The following is a 14,964-nucleotide window of genomic DNA, read 5'->3' as shown; positions in this document are numbered from 1 at the left end:
CCATGGGCTAGCGGCAATTTTCCGATGGCCTTGCCCCCAAAAATTGGCGGTGGTTGGGCCGAGCAGCGGGCCCTGGGGCTCCTGCGTCAAAACGGCTGGCAAATGCTCGATCGCAACTGGCACTGCCGCTGGGGGGAAATCGACCTACTGCTCCATAAGGCTGGTCGGTTGCTTTTGGTGGAGGTGAAGGGTCGCAGCAGCAGTGGCCGAGATGGCTGGGGATTGGCTGCCATCAATGTTCTCAAGCGCAAGCGCCTGGAGAGGGCCTTTAGTTGTTGGCTGGCGGAGCATCCCCACTGGCAACACAGCACCCTGGAACTGGTGGTGGCCCTGGTGCCCCTTCCACCGGTAAGAAGGCCAGTGCGTTGGATCCGCTGGGGACATTAGTTACTTCGCCAGGCAATCTGGGGCGAGAAGTTAACAGCCATGGGCTTTGCCGCACACCGCGCCCGCAAACGTTTCGGCCAGCACTGGTTGGTGGATCAAGGTGTGCTCAGGGCGATTGTGGCTGCTGCCCAGCTAGGTGCTGGGGATCGGGTTTTAGAGGTGGGGCCTGGCAGGGGCGCCCTCACGGAAAAACTGCTGGAATCCCCGGCTGCTGCGGTGGCGGCGGTGGAGCTGGACCGGGATCTCGTGGTCGGCCTGAGCGGGCGATTTGGGGGGGAGCCCCGCTTCAGCCTTACGGAGGGCGACGTGTTGGCGGTGCCGCTGCCGCAGGCCACCAAGGTGGTGGCCAACATCCCGTACAACATCACTGGCCCCCTATTGGAGCGGCTGGTGGGTCGGTTGGATCGACCCGTGGAGCGGCCCTATCAAAGGCTGGTGCTGCTGGTCCAACAGGAGGTGGGGGAGCGAATTCGCTGCATGCCGGGCAGCAGCAACTATTCAGCCCTGAGTGTGCGGATGCAATTGCTGGGCCATTGCCAGAGCATCTGCCCCGTGCCGCCTCGCTGCTTTCAGCCACCCCCCAAGGTGATGTCAGAGGTGATTGCCATCGATCCCCTACCGGCTGATCAACGGCTGGCCCCAGCACTAGCTCGCACCGTCGAACAACTGCTTAAGCGCTGCTTCCTGGCCCGTCGCAAGATGCTGCGCAATACCCTCGCGGGCCTTCAGCCAGAAGCCCGGCTGGAGGCCCTGGTATCTGAAGCTGGTGTAAGCCTGCAGCAACGGCCCCAGGAGCTGACCCCCTCCCAGTGGGTGGCCCTGGCGGCCGGCTTGAATCACAGCACTTCCGACCTGGGATAGAGCGGCGCCATGGCCCAGCTGACGGTTTCTTCCCCCGCCAAAATCAACCTCCATCTCGAGGTGTTGGGCCAGCGCAGCGATGGCTTCCACGAGTTGGCGATGGTCATGCAGACCATTGATTTGGCCGACACCCTCAGGTTCAAAACCACGGCGGACGGCCAGATCCAGTTGGAGTGCAGCCGCCCTGACCTGCCCACCGATGCCAGCAACCTGGTTGTGCGGGCGGGGGAGTTGCTAAGGGCCCGCTCTGGTTTCCCCGAACTGGGCGCCCATATTCAGCTGGATAAACGCATTCCGATCGGTGCTGGCCTGGCCGGGGGGTCGAGCAATGGGGCGGCCGCCCTGCTCGGCCTGAATCGGCTCTGGGGCCTGGGATTTGAGGCTCCAGAGCTGACGGCCATGGCCGCAGAACTTGGCTCAGACATGCCCTTTTGCATGGCAGGCGGCACTCAGCTTTGTTTTGGCCGGGGTGAATTGCTTGAGCCCGTGCTGCCTGCTGCCGCAGACACCTTGGCCGTGCTGTTGATCAAGCAGCCCGAGGCCCACGTCAGTACCCCCTGGGCCTACGGCCGCAGCAGGGAGCTGCGCGGCGACTTCTACCTGAGCGAAGAGCAGGAATTTGCCCAGCGCCGCGATGCCCTGCGCCAGAACCCCCTACTGGCCCAATTGGCCGAGGGGCGCTGCCCCCCCAGGCTGCGAAATGATTTGCAGCAACTGGTGGAGCCGGAGGTGGAGAGTGTCCGCGGTGCCCTGGCGTTGTTGGCCCAGCTATCTAATGGCTCCCAAACAGCAAACCCCCAGCTTTCCTCACCCCTGACCGTGGCGATGAGCGGTTCGGGGCCGAGTTGTTTTGCCCTCTTTGCTGACCTGGGCCAGGCGACGGCCGCCCACGGCCTCTTGGCGAATGCCCTTGAGACGGCAGGATTTGAGGCCTGGTGCTGCTCTTTTAACCCGGTGGGTGTCAGCCTGATCTGATGGCAGATATGAATACTGATCAAAACCCACCTGCCCCCCAGGAGGCTGGGCCGCCCCGCAAGGGGCCCCTCAGTTTTCTTTCCGGCTCGATCACGGCAGCTTTGCTGGGCTGGCTTTGTCTGGGGTTGAGCCAGCGGGTTGTGGCCCATTACGCCCTGCATCCGCCGGTTTTTGCGGCCGCCTTCGCCCAAAGCATTGCCACTGCCATCAAAACCCTGGCTGTGGGCATGTGTTTCCTTGCCACCTTTAGTTTTGGCTTCATCGCCATCGGCCTGTTTTTAGTCTTCATCCGCAGCCTGTTGCCGATTAAGGCCGAAGAATCGGCCTAGCCCCTCGCTTGCCAGGGGTGTGAGTGGCTGAGATAGGTTGACCCCAACCGGTTCAAGCCAACTCGTGGCAGAGACGCTGCTGTTCAACGCCCTGCGCGACGCCATCGACGAGGAAATGGCCCGCGATCCCCACGTATGTGTGATGGGAGAGGACGTCGGCCAATACGGCGGCTCCTACAAGGTGACCAAGGACCTCTACGAAAAATATGGCGAGCTGCGGGTGCTCGACACCCCGATTGCCGAGAACGGCTTTACGGGCATGGCGGTAGGTGCCGCCATGACGGGGCTGCGCCCAATCGTCGAGGGCATGAACATGGGCTTCCTGCTCCTGGCCTTCAACCAGATCTCCAACAACATGGGGATGCTCCGTTACACCAGTGGCGGCAATTACACGATCCCCACCGTGGTTCGGGGACCCGGGGGTGTGGGGCGCCAGCTCGGTGCGGAACACAGCCAGCGGCTAGAGGCCTATTTCCACGCGGTTCCGGGCATCAAGATTGTGGCGGTGAGTACGCCCACCAACGCCAAGGGCCTGATGAAGGCGGCGATTCGCGACAACAACCCCGTGCTCTTCTTTGAGCACGTGCTCCTCTACAACCTCTCGGAGGAAATCCCTGAAGGTGATTACATCTGTGCCCTTGATCAGGCTGAGGTGGTCAGGGAGGGCAAGGACGTTACGGTTTTGACCTACTCGCGCATGCGCCAGCACTGTTTAAAGGCAGTGCAGCAACTGGAGCAGGAGGGTGTCGATGTGGAGCTGATCGATTTGATCAGCCTCAAGCCCTTCGACATGGAGACCGTTGCCAGGTCGATCCGTAAGACCCACAAGGTGATTGTGGTGGAGGAATGCATGAAGACCGGTGGCATTGGAGCCGAATTAATTGCCCTGATTACGGAGCATTGCTTCGACGACCTAGACGCCCGCCCGATCCGGCTCTCTTCCCAGGACATCCCCACCCCTTACAACGGCACCCTGGAGAACCTGACGATCATTCAGCCCCACCAAATCGTGGAAGCTGCCAAGGCACTCCACACAGGCCAGATCTGAGATGGCACGTCAGCAGGGGTGGTTTGCCCTGATTTTGGCCCTGGCGATTGCGGCAGGAGCCCTGGTCCTAAATGTGCCGCCGCCCTTGGGCCTGGATCTCCAAGGTGGAAGCCAGCTCACCCTCCAGGTGCTCCCCAGTGGGGCGATCAAGAAGGTGGAAAAGGAACAGCTGGAATCCGTAAAGGAGGTTTTGGATCGGCGCATTAATGGACTCGGGGTATCCGAATCAACTCTGCAAACCGTTGGCAATGACCAGCTGATCCTGCAACTGCCAGGCGAGCAGGACCCCAGTAGGGCTGCCAAGGTGCTTGGCACCACTGCCCTACTTGAATTTCGGGCCCAAAAAGCTGGCACCGATGCGGAAATGCAGGGCCTGTTGAAACTCAAGCGCCAGGCCACTGCTGCCCGGATCAAGGTGGCCAGTGAAGATCCATCGCCCGACACGAAAATCAAGGCAGAGGAACTGGCGGACGCCCTGAAGGCCCTGGGCATTGCCGTGCCCCCAGGCAGCAGTGAAACCGATCAACTGGAGCTGTTGCTGGCAACGGTTAACACTAAGATCGTTGGCCTCTATGAGCCCTCCCAGCTCACCGGCAAGGATTTGGTGGGTGCGGGCCGGCAGCAGCAGCAAACTGGCAACGGCTGGGATGTGACCCTGACTTTCAACCGTGAGGGCGGCGAAAAGTTCGCAGAACTAACTAAGTCGATTGCCGGTAGCAACCGTTTGCTCGGCATCGTTTTGGATGGACGCTCAATCAGTGAGGCCAGCGTGGGGCCCCAATTCCAGGTGGCAGGAATTACCGGAGGTGCCGCCAGCATTACGGGCAATTTCAGCTCAGAGGAGGCCCGGGATCTGGAGGTTCAGCTCAAGGGTGGCTCCTTGCCCCTACCGGTGCGGGTGATCGAACAGCGCACCATTGGGGCAACCCTGGGCACTGAAAACGTGCGCCGCAGCCTGGTGGCGGCCCTTTCTGGCTTGGCCCTAGTGGCCCTGTTCATGGTGGTTGTGTACCGCCTGCCTGGGGTGGTGGCGGTGATCGCCTTGAGCCTCTACGCCCTGTTCAACCTGGCCATCTACTCACTGATTCCAGTCACCCTCACCCTGCCGGGGATCGCGGGATTCATCCTCTCAATCGGCATGGCAGTGGATGCGAATGTTTTGATCTTTGAGCGGGTCAAGGAGGAATTGCGCTCGGGCAACACCCTGATTCGCTCAATGGACACCGGCTTTTCCCTGGCCTTCTCTTCGATCATTGATGGCCATGTGACGGGCCTGATCAGCTGCGTGGCCCTATTTGCCCTGGGCACTGGCCTGGTTAAGGGCTTTGCCGTAACCCTGGCAATCGGTCTGCTGCTGAGCCTGTTCACCGCCCTCACCTGCACCCGCACAATCCTGCGACTGTTGCTCAGCTACGGCGCTTTGCGCCAGCCCAACTATTTCCTACCCGCCAACCAATTGCCCGTCAAAGCAGCCGGATGATTTCTTCAGCTTCCACCCCTTCTCAGCCCCGTTTTCGGATCAGTCGCCACCGGCATACGGCCTGGTGGGGTTCCGGTGTGGCCGCCATTTTGAGTGTGGTCGGCCTGGTCCTCTGCTGGTTAAACCCATCTATTCAGGCGCCCCTCAAGCCTGGCCTTGATTTCACCGGCGGCACCCAGATCCAGCTGGAACGGGTCTGTGACCAGCAAGCCTGCTCTGGGATCAGTGCCCCTGAGATCCAGGCGGCCCTTGCCCAGTTGAGCCTGCCCGCCCAGGACGGCCAGCCGGCCCCAAACCTGGCCAATGCGGTGGTTCAGGTACTTGATCAGGGCCACTCCCTAGTCATGAGGCTCCAGGATCTGGGCCCCATCCAGACGGCAGCCCTGGTGCAGCAGATGCCAAAAATTGTGGGTCCCCTTGATCCAAATGGCATTTCTGTGGACACGATCGGGCCAACCCTTGGCCAACAATTACTGCAGGGCAGCGTTCTTTCCCTTTTGGTGAGCTTTGCCGCCATCGCCGTTTATATCACTTTTCGCTACAACGGTGTCTTTGCCTTCCTGGCCCTTTTCACCCTTGGCCACGATGTTTTGCTTACCTGTGGAGCCTTTGCCTGGCTTGGCTTATTAGCCGGTGTGGAAGTGGATTCCCTTTTTGCCGTTTCCCTAATTACGGTTGCTGGCTATTCGGTAACTGACACAGTTGTGGTTTTTGACCGGATCCGTGAACAGCGCACAACCCTTGCCGATTTGCCGCTAGTTGAACAGGTGGATGTGGCTGTTGATGCAACCCTCACCAGATCCTTGTACACATCTCTGACCACCATTTTACCCCTGCTGGGCTTGATATTATTTGGCGGCGCTAGTCTCTTCTGGTTTGCGGTGGCGCTGACCATAGGTATTGCCGTGGGCAGTTGGTCAAGTATCGGTGTTGCCCCCACACTTTTGCCAGTGCTTTCTAGGCCCCGCAATTGAATCAGCCACTTCGCTGGCTGCCATTTTTTTTGGCGGTTCTGGCAATTCTTGATTTACGAGTCGAGTTGGTGCTGCTACTAGATCACTTCACATTTACTAGCTTGGCAACGGGAATTGCAACCCATCCTTTGGCCATTGCTGTGCTGGTGTTAATGCCGTCGTTAATACGTCGATATCGCTAGTTGATCAGGCCCAGCGATCCATTAGCTCCTTGACGATCACTTCTTCGCATATTACCTGTAAGACAACTACCAGGGGCAGGGCAAGCAGCACCCCCGGCAGCCCCAGTAGGGCCCCTAGGCACAACTGGGCCATCAGGGCAACAGTGGGCAGCAGGTTAACCGTGCGGCTTAGCAGTATTGGCGTGATTAGGAATGCTTCAACATTCTGAATGATCAGCCTTAGAATCAATACCTGAACTAGGGCTGTTGGTGATACCAGCAGAGCCACCGCAAGGGGTAGCAAGGTGGCCACCGTAGGGCCAATGGTGGGCACAAAGGTGAGCAGACCACAGGCCAAGGCGCTCAGTAGGGCCAGGGGTATCTTTAAAAGCGACAGGCCTGCCCAGGTAAGTAGGAAGACGCTTGCCGCCGAAATTGTCATGCCGGCTAGCCAGCCACCCAGGGCTACGCGGCACTCCCCAAGCACTTCCTTGGTCTTATATCTCCAGAGCTTTGGGGTGATCGCAATTAGGAGGTTTTGATGATTGCGAGGATCTAATGCCAACAGCAGGGCAAGTAAGACCATCAATAGCAACTGAATGCTTGTGTTTGCGGCCCCGCCCGCCAGGCCCAGCAGCTGGCTGCCCACCGGCTGTAATTTTTCCAGTAGTCCGGGTTGAAGCAACTGGTTTTCTATTGAGGGCAGCCAGTTCACATGGCTGGCCATCGCCACTATTCGCTGAGACAGCACCGGGATCAGGATCGAAAGCTGGTTGATTTGATCGAGAAGCTCAGGAATTAGCAGCCGTCCCAGCCAACCCCCAACAACCACGATCGCCACGATCACGCTTACCAGGGCGGCCGGTCGATTCAGGGGCAGGATTCGACGCAACAGGGTGATTGGCACATCCAGGGCCACCGCAAGAACCACCGCCCCATACAAAACCAGCAGCACCCAGCGCAGTTCCCAGGCCAGCAGGCCCAGCACCACAAGCGCCAGCAGGCCAAGCAGAGCCCTGTTGTTCATGTCGGGCGCATCCTTTTCCAGGGATCCAGCACATCACGGATTAGCACCTCCCGCACAATCACCTGCAGGCATACGGCCATCGGTAGGGCCAGCAACAGACCCAGGGGGCCAAAGATCACGGTGAAAAGCAGTTGGGCAGCCAGGGTTAGGCCCGGCAGCAACCTCAACTGGTGGTGCATCACGGATGGGGTAATTACATAGCTCTCCAGGTTTTGGACGGTTATGTAAAGCAGCAACACGGCCAACGACTTCCAGGGCGCGTCTAACAGGGCGACGGCCATGGGGAAGACCGTGCTCAGGGTGGGGCCGATGTTGGGAATGATGTTGAGCAGGCCGGCCAGCACGGCATTGGCTGCCACCAGCTTCACCCCCAGCAGGCTTAGGCCAATGGCCGCCAGCGTGCCCACGCAAAGGGAGCTGATCAGCACCCCCACCATCCAGGCACTGAGGGCATCACCGCAGAGGATCAATACCTGGCGCAGCCGGCGTCGGTAAAAGGATGGAGCCAGCAGTACGACCACCTCCCTATAGGGGGTTGGCTGAATGGCGACCATTAGGCCAACCGCGGCCACGAACAGACCTTGCAATACGGCGCCACCCAGGCCACTTGCCAGGCCCAGGAGACCCATCAGGCTGGCCAGCCAATTGGTTCGGCCAGCGTCCTGGCCGCCGAAATTGATTTTGCCAAGCTCTACATTGCCGAACCGGTCCCTAAGCCAGCTGAGATTTCCATCTCCCTGGCCATAGATCATCTGACCGACATTGCTTAGGCCGGTGCGCAGTAGTTGCGCCAGGGTGGCTGCGGCATCAGGCAGCTTGGCCAGGAGTTGGCTGAATTCCCCCACAAAAGGAGGGATCACCACCGTGGCAATTAGCAATGCCGCCAGCAGGATCAGTCCGAGCCCTAGGGCCAGGGCCACTGGGCGGCCACAGCCAAGCCTTTGGCGCACCCAATTGACCAGGGTGCAAAGGGCTATGGCCACCACTACGGCGGCAAACAGGATGATCAGGCTTTGGCGCAGGCTCCAGAGCAAGGTGGCGGCTGCCACCAAGGCAAGAATCCCTAGCCATTGGCCGAATTTCAAAGGATCAGTCCCCTTCGGGCTCCTGGCCCCCTTCCTGTTCGGCCTCTTCCTCCTTGCCGGCGAAGCCGAGATCGTGACTTTCGGCGTAGCGCTGGGCAAAACGCATGAAGCGCTCGAAATCTGCGCTTGTCTTCCAGGTATAGGTGGCCTCTAGGGCCGCAGCCTTGCCGTTGACAAACCGGGCGTTGACCTCCCTCGTCACCATCTGGCCCTCCTCATCAAGCATGTACATGCCGCCGATATCCCCCATTGCTTCTGGGGCTAGGGCCTCAGGCTGCTCAAAAACAAAGATCGCTTGGCCGGTGCGGCCGTCCCGCGAGCGGGTCATGCGGATGTCGGGCACGACCGGTTCATCCACCCCTTGGAAGAACTGAATGGCAGCGCCCATAGCAACCGGATCAAAAAATGATCTTAAAGGTGGCTGGTTGCGACAAGGGCCTGCGCCAGTAGTTGTTTAGAAGCTTCTTGGTCGTCAAGACCGGCCAGATCGAGGCTGGCCAGGGCCGGCTGCTGGCGGCGGGCCAGTTCGTGGTCGTAGCAGCGGTCGTAGTAATCGAGCATCTGCCCACAGGCTTCCTGCAGGTTGCCCGTGGCGATGGCCCCAAGGGCGATGGCCGTTCGCTGGGGGCCCAGGCGCCTGGAAATGCGCTCGGTTGCCTCCGCAAGTTCGCCCCGGTCGTGGGGGCCGTAAACGGCCACTAGCCGCTCCAATCGTTCGACCATGGGCCGCTGGATTTCAATGGTTGGGGCCTGTTGCATTTGGCGCCAGATGGCGGTTGGGATCCGGCATCGCCCCACCTGGGCGCTCTCCGCCTCAACCCAGATCCAGCTGTCATCTCGACAGCCATCGAGCACGGAGGCCAATTCGTTTTCGAAGTGCTCATTGCTTGGCTGGGGCGCCTGACCCAGCCCGCCAAAGCTGCTGCCGCGGTGGTTCGCCAGTCCCTCGAGGTCCAACACCTGCTGGCCCTGGTCCCTCAGGGCCAATAGAAGATCGGTTTTGCCCGTGCCGGTCCGGCCACTGAGCAAAAGCAGTCGCCTGGGTTGCTCCAAGCTCGCCAAAACCCATTGTCGATAGGCCTTGTAACCCCCCTCAAGCAATAGGCAGGGTTGGTCCCCAACCCCCGCCAGCCAGGCAACGCTGGCTGATCGCATGCCACCCCGCCAGCAGTGGATCCGCAGGGCTTCCTGGCTTTGGTCCGGGTCAGACTGATGGCCGGCAAGGGCTCTGCCGAGCTCGGCCAATTTCGGGCCCACCAACTCCAGCCCGAGTCCCACAGCCGCTGCTCGGCCCTGCTGCTTGTAAGCGGTGCCCACCAGGGCCCTTTCCTCATCAGAGAAGAGCGCCAGGTTGCGGGCCCCGGGAATGTGGCCTTGGCCAAATTCTCCTGGGCTGCGCACATCAATGATCGGCCCAGGTTCCTGGAGGAAACTTTCGACCGACAACCGCGGGCAGTCGGCTTCCATCACGGGCCCCTATCTCTGCTGACATAGTGGGCCATACGAGGCACGAGCACTTTCGGTACCCATGCTTTCTGGCCCCCAGGTCACGGCAACAGCTAGCCCAGAAGCGCTGCTTGACACCTTTAGGGCAGCCTCCCAGCGCCAGAAGCGTGCCCTGATTACCCAGCTTGAGCAGAGGCTGCCTGAGCTGCAGCCACTGCTGGCGGGCGAGCTCGATCAATTCGATGCCACCGGCGACGATTGGGCCGCCGGCCTATTGATCCAGTGGCTGGTGGCCGAGCCAGGGTACGAACGAGATCAATTTTTTGGCCAATATCCCTCCGGCTGGCTGGCAACCCCCAGCTCCCAGGGCATTGATTACGCCCCCCTGCAAAAAGCCCTTGTTTTGCAGCAGTGGGAGGAGGCAGACCGACTCACCAGCTCGATCCTGCGGGAGCTGGCTGGTGGAGAAGCCGTTAGGCGCGGCTACGTCTATTACAGCGAGGTGGCTGCCATGGGAGCGGCAGATCTGGAGAATCTTGATCGTCTCTGGGTTTGCTTCTCTAGGGGGCGATTTGGTTTTTCCGTTCAAGGGCGTCTGCTGGGGGCCTGTAACGGCCGCTGGGAGGACCTATGGCTCAAGCTTGGGTGGAAGCAGGGGGGCATTTGGACCCGCTATCCGGCCAGTTTTGATTGGTCAATTGGGGCCCCAGAGGGCCATATGCCCCTGGTAAACCAATTGCGGGGCGTTCGGCTCATGGATGCCCTGCTTCAGCAACCCGCCTTGCAACAGCGGATCAAGACCTAGGGTTTTGATCTCTCCAGAGCTTGGAGCAGACGGTGCTGCGTTGGTTGAATTTCACAACTCCATCCACCCTTCAGCTGGGCACCCTTGTGGAGCTGCTCCTGAACCCTGTGCCTTGCCCCAACCTGCAGGCCCAGTTGCATTTGGGATTACATGAGGCCCTCGTCAATGCAGTGCGCCATGGCAATGGCAATGATCCTGAAAAATCCGTCCGGATTCGCCGCACAGAAACCACCAATTGGTTGGTTTGGCAGGTCCAGGACGAGGGGCCAGGCATCCCCCCCCATTGCCGCAGGGCCGATCTTTGTGGGCAGCTAGATGCCTCCCATGGCCGGGGCCTCTTTCTGATTCACCACTGTTTTGACGATGTGCGCTGGAGTCGTCAGGGCAACAGGGTGCAGTTGGCCGTAAGGCGCGAGCGGCCCTGCTAATGGCCGTGGCTGGGGCAGCCGGGATCACTAACCTCCGCCCTAAGCCATTGCAGGGCATGTTCGGTCAAGGCAATGGCGCGCTCACGGGCCTCGGTGGGCCGGCTGTGGCCAGGTTCATCGCCATGCAGCAGCAGTACAAGGGCGGCAGCCAGTTGCTCAGCCCCCCGGCGGGGGCGCTGGTGTTTGAGGGCGTGCCAGTCACGCTCGCCGATTACCAATTGGCGCTGCAACTGTTCGGCCAATTCGCGGCTGCCCTCGGGCCAGCAGGCATGGGGTCGGCTTTGGGCCACTAGACGGAGCTACTCGGCAGGCCCCATCCTGGCCGTAGATCGATTGCGTTGTCATGGTCAGACCCGTAAGGCATTCGCTGCGCCAGTCTGTGCGCCAACCAGTGCGGCTTTTCCACCTCCTAGATGGGCTCCTGACCCAGGCGGCCCTGGCAAAGAACTGCAGTGGCTCCAACCAACGCCGCCATCGCCAAAGACTGGCCATGGCCCAGCGGCTTTTGGATCCCTTACCGCTAGAACTGGTGCCCCCAAACCAGGGTGAGACCTTGTTCTGGCGTTCGCTGCGCTGGGGCACGGGCGGCTTCCTAGTTGCCCTTTTGCTGAATCGCTAGGTCTTCAATTTGACGGTTTGCGGGCAGTCCAGATGCGGGTCATGAAGTGGGATTCCCCCGCCACAGCCTCGAATCCGGCCTGCTTAAGGCGATCGTCAATCGGGTCGCTGATGTAGTCGCGGTAGTAGGGCTCATGGAAGACACGCCTGAAGTTTTCCATCACCGTGCTGAATTGGGGCGAATCGGCCAGCTGGACTGAATCGGCCAATACCAGCACTCCCCCGGGCTCCAGCAGCCGGAAGCAGTCGTTGAGGACGTTTTGGCGGGCTTCGCCCGGTAGTTCGTGGAACAGAAATACGCAGGTAATGGCCTGATAGGAGCCGTCGGCGAAGGGCATGGCCTCGCCATTACCCTGCACAAGCTGGGGTAGTTCACCGGGCAATTCGCTCAGCCAACGGTTGGCCTGCCTCAGATAGGCGCTTGAAAGATCCAGCCCGACCATTTGGGCCTTGGGCAGGGCCCCCCTCAATTGCCTCAGGGTGCGGCCGGTACCGGTAGCCACGTCAAGGACCCGAATCTGGCCGGCCGGTCGATCAGCAAAGGCCTTGAGACCCTGCAGCAGGGGGGCGATTACCCGGCGCCGCATCGGATCGGCGGTGCCGTTGAAAAGAATTTCGACCTGTAGGTCGTAGAGGGCTGCCGAGTGGTCGCTCAGGTAGCCGTCGGTTTGGTGATGGAAATTTTGTAGGTAGTAGTCGGGAAAATCGCCCTGGTCCACATCATCTGGCAGGTCACGCACATTTCGCTCCTTGCGGCGATTCCAGGTGCTGGGCATGTCCAGCCAGATCAGGGGGTAGCGACTGGCCCAATCCAGCCACGGCGCAGCAAAGAGCAGGGAGGTCGGATAGAGGCCCTGCTCAGCCTCCTGCCAATCGCGCTCCTGCAGCGTTTCCATCGAAGCCTTGAGCCTGCCCATTAGCTCCGGGGGCGCCGGAACCGTTTTGGGAGTGCCCTCGGGGGCAAGCACCCCCATCAACTTTGTGCTCACCTCCTTATGGGCCAAACCCAGCAGGCTCTTGCCCTGCTGCATGGTTTGGTAAGCCAGCTTGGTGAGCTGATCGGGCATGGCGTCGTCTTGCGGAGCTGTTTGCTGTGCACCCATTCCAACAAAAAAGCCCCGGGATCGCCGGGGCTGGAACCAACTAGCTGAATTGGCTGGCTTGATCAGGCGTCGTAGTACATCGTGTACTCGTGGGGATGGGGCCGTTGACGCAGCTGCTGCACCTCCTCGTATTTCAGGGCAATCCAGTTGTCGATGAAGTCTTCCGAGAAGACACCACCGGCTAACAGGTAATCCTTGTCTGCCTTTAGGGCTTCCAGGGCCCCGTTGAGGGAGGAGGGCACGGTCGAGATTTTTGCCAGCTCCTCAGCCGAGAGTTCGAATAGGTCCACGTCAGTGCCATCGCCCGGGTCGATCTGGTTTTTGATGCCATCGATTCCCGCCATCAACATCGCCGAGAAGCCGATGTAGGGGTTGGAGAGGGCATCACCGGAGCGGAATTCAAGGCGCTTGGCCTTGGGGCTTGGGCCGGTGAGCGGAATGCGAACCGCAGCTGAGCGGTTGCCCTGGGAATAAACCAGGTTTACGGGGGCTTCGAAGCCCGGCACCAGCCGCTTGTAGCTGTTGGTGGTGGGGTTAGTGAAGGCCAGGAAGCTGGGGGCGTGCTTCAGCAGGCCACCGATGTACCACCGGGCGGTCTGAGAAAGATTGGCGTAGGTGCCTTCGCCAAAGAAAAGGGGATTTCCACCCTTCCAGAGGCTCTGGTGCACGTGCATGCCACTGCCGTTGTCTCCGAAGATCGGCTTGGGCATGAAGGTGGCTGTCTTGCCGTACTTCTTGGCAATGTTGCGCACCACGTACTTGTAAATCATCACGTTGTCGGCGGCGCTGATCAGCTCCGCAAACTTGATCCCGAGCTCGTGTTGGGCAGTTGCCACCTCATGGTGCTGCTTTTCAACTGGGACGCCCAGGGAAGCCATGGTCAGCAGCATTTCGCTGCGCATATCCTGGAGAGTGTCGTTTGGCGAGACCGGGAAATATCCCTCCTTGAGCTGGATTTTGTTGGCAAGGTTGCCGCCCTCCTCAAGCCGATCGGTGTTCCAGGGGGCCTCAACCGAATCAACGCTGTAAAAACTCGAGCCGTTGGCACTCTTGTAGCGGACGTCGTCGAAGATGAAAAATTCGGGTTCCGGGCCGAAGAAGGCAGTGTCTGCCATGCCGGTGGAGGCCAGGTAATTGAGGGCCTTCTGGGCCAGGGCCCGGGGGCAACGGCCATAGGGTTGGCCGCTGCGCGGCTCCTGAATGGAGCAGATCAGGCTGAGGGTTTTGTGGCTGTAGAAGGGGTCAATCCAGGCGGTGTTGGGATCGGGCACCATTGCCATGTCCGATTCGTTGATGGCCTTCCAGCCCCGAATCGAGGAGCCATCAAAGGCAACCCCCTCGGTGAACGACTCTTCGTCTATTAGGTCGTTGCAGACGGTGAGGTGTTGCCACTTGCCGTGTAGGTCGACAAATTTCAAGTCGATGAGTTCGATGCCCTCGTCCTTGATTTGACGCAGGACCTCTTGGGCTGTTTTGGCCATGTCTAAAGGGAAGGGAAAAGCCGATCCGATGCGGCGTTGACGGGAACGTAAGTACCCACCGAACTCGGTTTTGTATCTGTCGTAACAAAATTCCAGCTGGTGCTTGCGTAACCGTTTCTGTCAGATTCCCCAAATCCCCTATCTGGCCTGGGTTTTGGCGAAATGTAGGTGCTAGTTTCAACTCGCAGCTGCGTCGATTCACTCCCGCCATGCGCGATGCCATTACCGGCTTGATTGGCCGTTACGACCAGCTGGGCCGCTACCTCGATCGAGACGCGATCGATCGGATTTCCACCTATTACTCGGAGTCGGCCCTGCGCCTGGCGGCCGTCGAATTGATCAACCGCGAGGCCACGGAACTCGTGCGGGAAGCTGCCCAGCGCCTCTGGCTGGAGGATCCTGAGTTGATCCTGCCGGGTGGAAACGCCTACACCACCCGCCGACTCTCGGCCTGCCTGCGGGACATGGACTACTTCCTGCGTTATGCCAGCTATGCCCTGATCGCTGACGATTCGACGATCCTCAACGAGCGGGTCCTCAATGGCCTCGATGACACCTATAAGAGCCTGGGCGTGCCAACGGGACCAACCGTGCGCAGCATTTCCCTGCTGGCGGATGTGGTCTGCGAAAAGCTTTCAGAAGAGGGCCTGGAGGCCAGCTCAGTAGTGCGAGCCCCTTTCGAGCATCTCTGCCGTGGCCTTGCTGCCACAAACGTTGGCGCCCGCTAGAGCCGCTGACTAATCTCGATTTCAATCC

General features: G+C 60.2%; 18 protein-coding genes. 11 read left to right on the top strand and 7 right to left on the bottom strand.

Annotated elements, in window-relative coordinates; genetic code table 11:
• Positions 1 to 24: 24 nt before the first annotated feature.
• The 7 genes from KBY49_RS03410 to secF all read left to right on the top strand — a co-directional run bounded on the left by KBY49_RS03410 (position 25) and on the right by secF (position 6,054).
• Positions 25 to 387 carry a YraN family protein gene (locus tag KBY49_RS03410; RefSeq protein WP_254933350.1) on the top strand — a complete coding sequence of 121 codons (363 nt, stop codon included), beginning with the start codon at positions 25 to 27 and terminating at the stop codon, positions 385 to 387.
• 39 nt (positions 388 to 426) lie between these two features.
• Complete coding sequence (rsmA, locus tag KBY49_RS03405; protein ID WP_254933349.1) at positions 427 to 1,248, top strand: 16S rRNA (adenine(1518)-N(6)/adenine(1519)-N(6))-dimethyltransferase RsmA; 822 nt, start codon at positions 427 to 429, stop codon at positions 1,246 to 1,248.
• A gap of 9 nt (positions 1,249 to 1,257) precedes the next feature.
• Positions 1,258 to 2,223 carry a 4-(cytidine 5'-diphospho)-2-C-methyl-D-erythritol kinase gene (ispE, locus tag KBY49_RS03400; protein WP_254933348.1) on the top strand — a complete coding sequence of 322 codons (966 nt, stop codon included), beginning with the start codon at positions 1,258 to 1,260 and terminating at the stop codon, positions 2,221 to 2,223.
• Positions 2,223 to 2,552, top strand: coding sequence for a DUF3082 domain-containing protein (locus tag KBY49_RS03395; RefSeq protein WP_254933347.1), 330 nt, complete (start codon positions 2,223 to 2,225; stop codon positions 2,550 to 2,552). The genes ispE and KBY49_RS03395 overlap by 1 nt, the downstream gene beginning before the upstream one ends.
• Positions 2,553 to 2,616: 64 nt before the next feature.
• A complete protein-coding gene (locus KBY49_RS03390) occupies positions 2,617 to 3,600 on the top strand; it encodes a pyruvate dehydrogenase complex E1 component subunit beta (RefSeq protein ID WP_254933346.1) in 984 nt (327 codons plus the stop codon).
• 1 nt (position 3,601) lies between these two features.
• Positions 3,602 to 5,080, top strand: coding sequence for a protein translocase subunit SecD (gene secD / locus KBY49_RS03385; protein ID WP_254933345.1), 1,479 nt, complete (start codon positions 3,602 to 3,604; stop codon positions 5,078 to 5,080).
• Positions 5,077 to 6,054 carry a protein translocase subunit SecF gene (secF, locus tag KBY49_RS03380; protein ID WP_254933344.1) on the top strand — a complete coding sequence of 326 codons (978 nt, stop codon included), beginning with the start codon at positions 5,077 to 5,079 and terminating at the stop codon, positions 6,052 to 6,054. The genes secD and secF overlap by 4 nt, the downstream gene beginning before the upstream one ends.
• Before the next feature lie 186 nt (positions 6,055 to 6,240).
• Here the strand turns inward: secF and KBY49_RS03375 are convergent, their stop codons facing one another.
• From KBY49_RS03375 to mnmH, 4 genes are read right to left on the bottom strand one after another with little or no spacing between them, the layout of a single operon-like run.
• Positions 6,241 to 7,242 carry an AI-2E family transporter gene (locus KBY49_RS03375; RefSeq protein WP_254933343.1) on the bottom strand — a complete coding sequence of 334 codons (1,002 nt, stop codon included), beginning with the start codon at positions 7,240 to 7,242 and terminating at the stop codon, positions 6,241 to 6,243.
• On the bottom strand, positions 7,239 to 8,327 hold the full coding sequence (locus KBY49_RS03370) for an AI-2E family transporter (RefSeq protein ID WP_254933342.1): 1,089 nt from the start codon (positions 8,325 to 8,327) through the stop codon (positions 7,239 to 7,241). The genes KBY49_RS03375 and KBY49_RS03370 overlap by 4 nt, the downstream gene beginning before the upstream one ends.
• Positions 8,328 to 8,331: 4 nt before the next feature.
• The gene (gene psb28, locus KBY49_RS03365; protein ID WP_254933341.1) at positions 8,332 to 8,715 is read right to left on the bottom strand and encodes a photosystem II reaction center protein Psb28; all 384 of its coding nucleotides are present in this window, start codon (positions 8,713 to 8,715) and stop codon (positions 8,332 to 8,334) included.
• A gap of 23 nt (positions 8,716 to 8,738) precedes the next feature.
• Positions 8,739 to 9,794: a tRNA 2-selenouridine(34) synthase MnmH gene (gene mnmH, locus KBY49_RS03360; RefSeq protein ID WP_254933340.1), complete on the bottom strand. Its 1,056-nt coding sequence runs from the start codon at positions 9,792 to 9,794 to the stop codon at positions 8,739 to 8,741.
• Between the two features lie 61 nt (positions 9,795 to 9,855).
• Here mnmH and KBY49_RS03355 point away from each other — a divergent pair, with 61 nt between their 5' ends.
• Positions 9,856 to 10,578, top strand: coding sequence for a GUN4 domain-containing protein (locus KBY49_RS03355; protein ID WP_254933339.1), 723 nt, complete (start codon positions 9,856 to 9,858; stop codon positions 10,576 to 10,578).
• A gap of 44 nt (positions 10,579 to 10,622) precedes the next feature.
• Positions 10,623 to 11,006, top strand: a complete 384-nt coding sequence (locus tag KBY49_RS03350; protein WP_315856989.1) for an ATP-binding protein — start codon at positions 10,623 to 10,625, stop codon at positions 11,004 to 11,006.
• Here the strand turns inward: KBY49_RS03350 and KBY49_RS03345 are convergent.
• Positions 11,003 to 11,296: a DUF6439 family protein gene (locus tag KBY49_RS03345; RefSeq protein ID WP_254933337.1), complete on the bottom strand. Its 294-nt coding sequence runs from the start codon at positions 11,294 to 11,296 to the stop codon at positions 11,003 to 11,005. The two genes, KBY49_RS03350 and KBY49_RS03345, sit on opposite strands and share 4 nt — an antisense overlap.
• A 53-nt stretch (positions 11,297 to 11,349) precedes the next feature.
• On the opposite strand from KBY49_RS03345, the gene KBY49_RS03340 reads away from it, so the two are divergent.
• Positions 11,350 to 11,625, top strand: coding sequence for a hypothetical protein (locus tag KBY49_RS03340; protein WP_254933336.1), 276 nt, complete (start codon positions 11,350 to 11,352; stop codon positions 11,623 to 11,625).
• Positions 11,626 to 11,629: 4 nt separating this feature from the next.
• Here the strand turns inward: KBY49_RS03340 and KBY49_RS03335 are convergent, their stop codons facing one another.
• Both KBY49_RS03335 and glnA read right to left on the bottom strand, forming a co-directional pair.
• Entirely contained in the window at positions 11,630 to 12,727 is a 1,098-nt protein-coding gene (locus KBY49_RS03335; RefSeq protein WP_254933335.1) for a class I SAM-dependent methyltransferase, read from the bottom strand.
• Between the two features lie 62 nt (positions 12,728 to 12,789).
• A complete protein-coding gene (glnA, locus tag KBY49_RS03330) occupies positions 12,790 to 14,208 on the bottom strand; it encodes a type I glutamate--ammonia ligase (RefSeq protein ID WP_254933334.1) in 1,419 nt (472 codons plus the stop codon).
• 209 nt (positions 14,209 to 14,417) lie between these two features.
• On the opposite strand from glnA, the gene KBY49_RS03325 reads away from it, so the two are divergent.
• On the top strand, positions 14,418 to 14,936 hold the full coding sequence (locus KBY49_RS03325; protein WP_254933333.1) for an allophycocyanin subunit beta: 519 nt from the start codon (positions 14,418 to 14,420) through the stop codon (positions 14,934 to 14,936).
• Positions 14,937 to 14,964 lie beyond the last annotated feature (28 nt).

The sequence above is a fragment of the Cyanobium sp. WAJ14-Wanaka genome (assembly GCF_024345375.1).
Taxonomy (GTDB): Bacteria; Cyanobacteriota; Cyanobacteriia; order PCC-6307; family Cyanobiaceae; genus Cyanobium_A.
The sequence above is the reverse complement of the archived record's forward strand: the minus strand, read 5'-3'. Positions and strand labels throughout refer to the sequence as shown.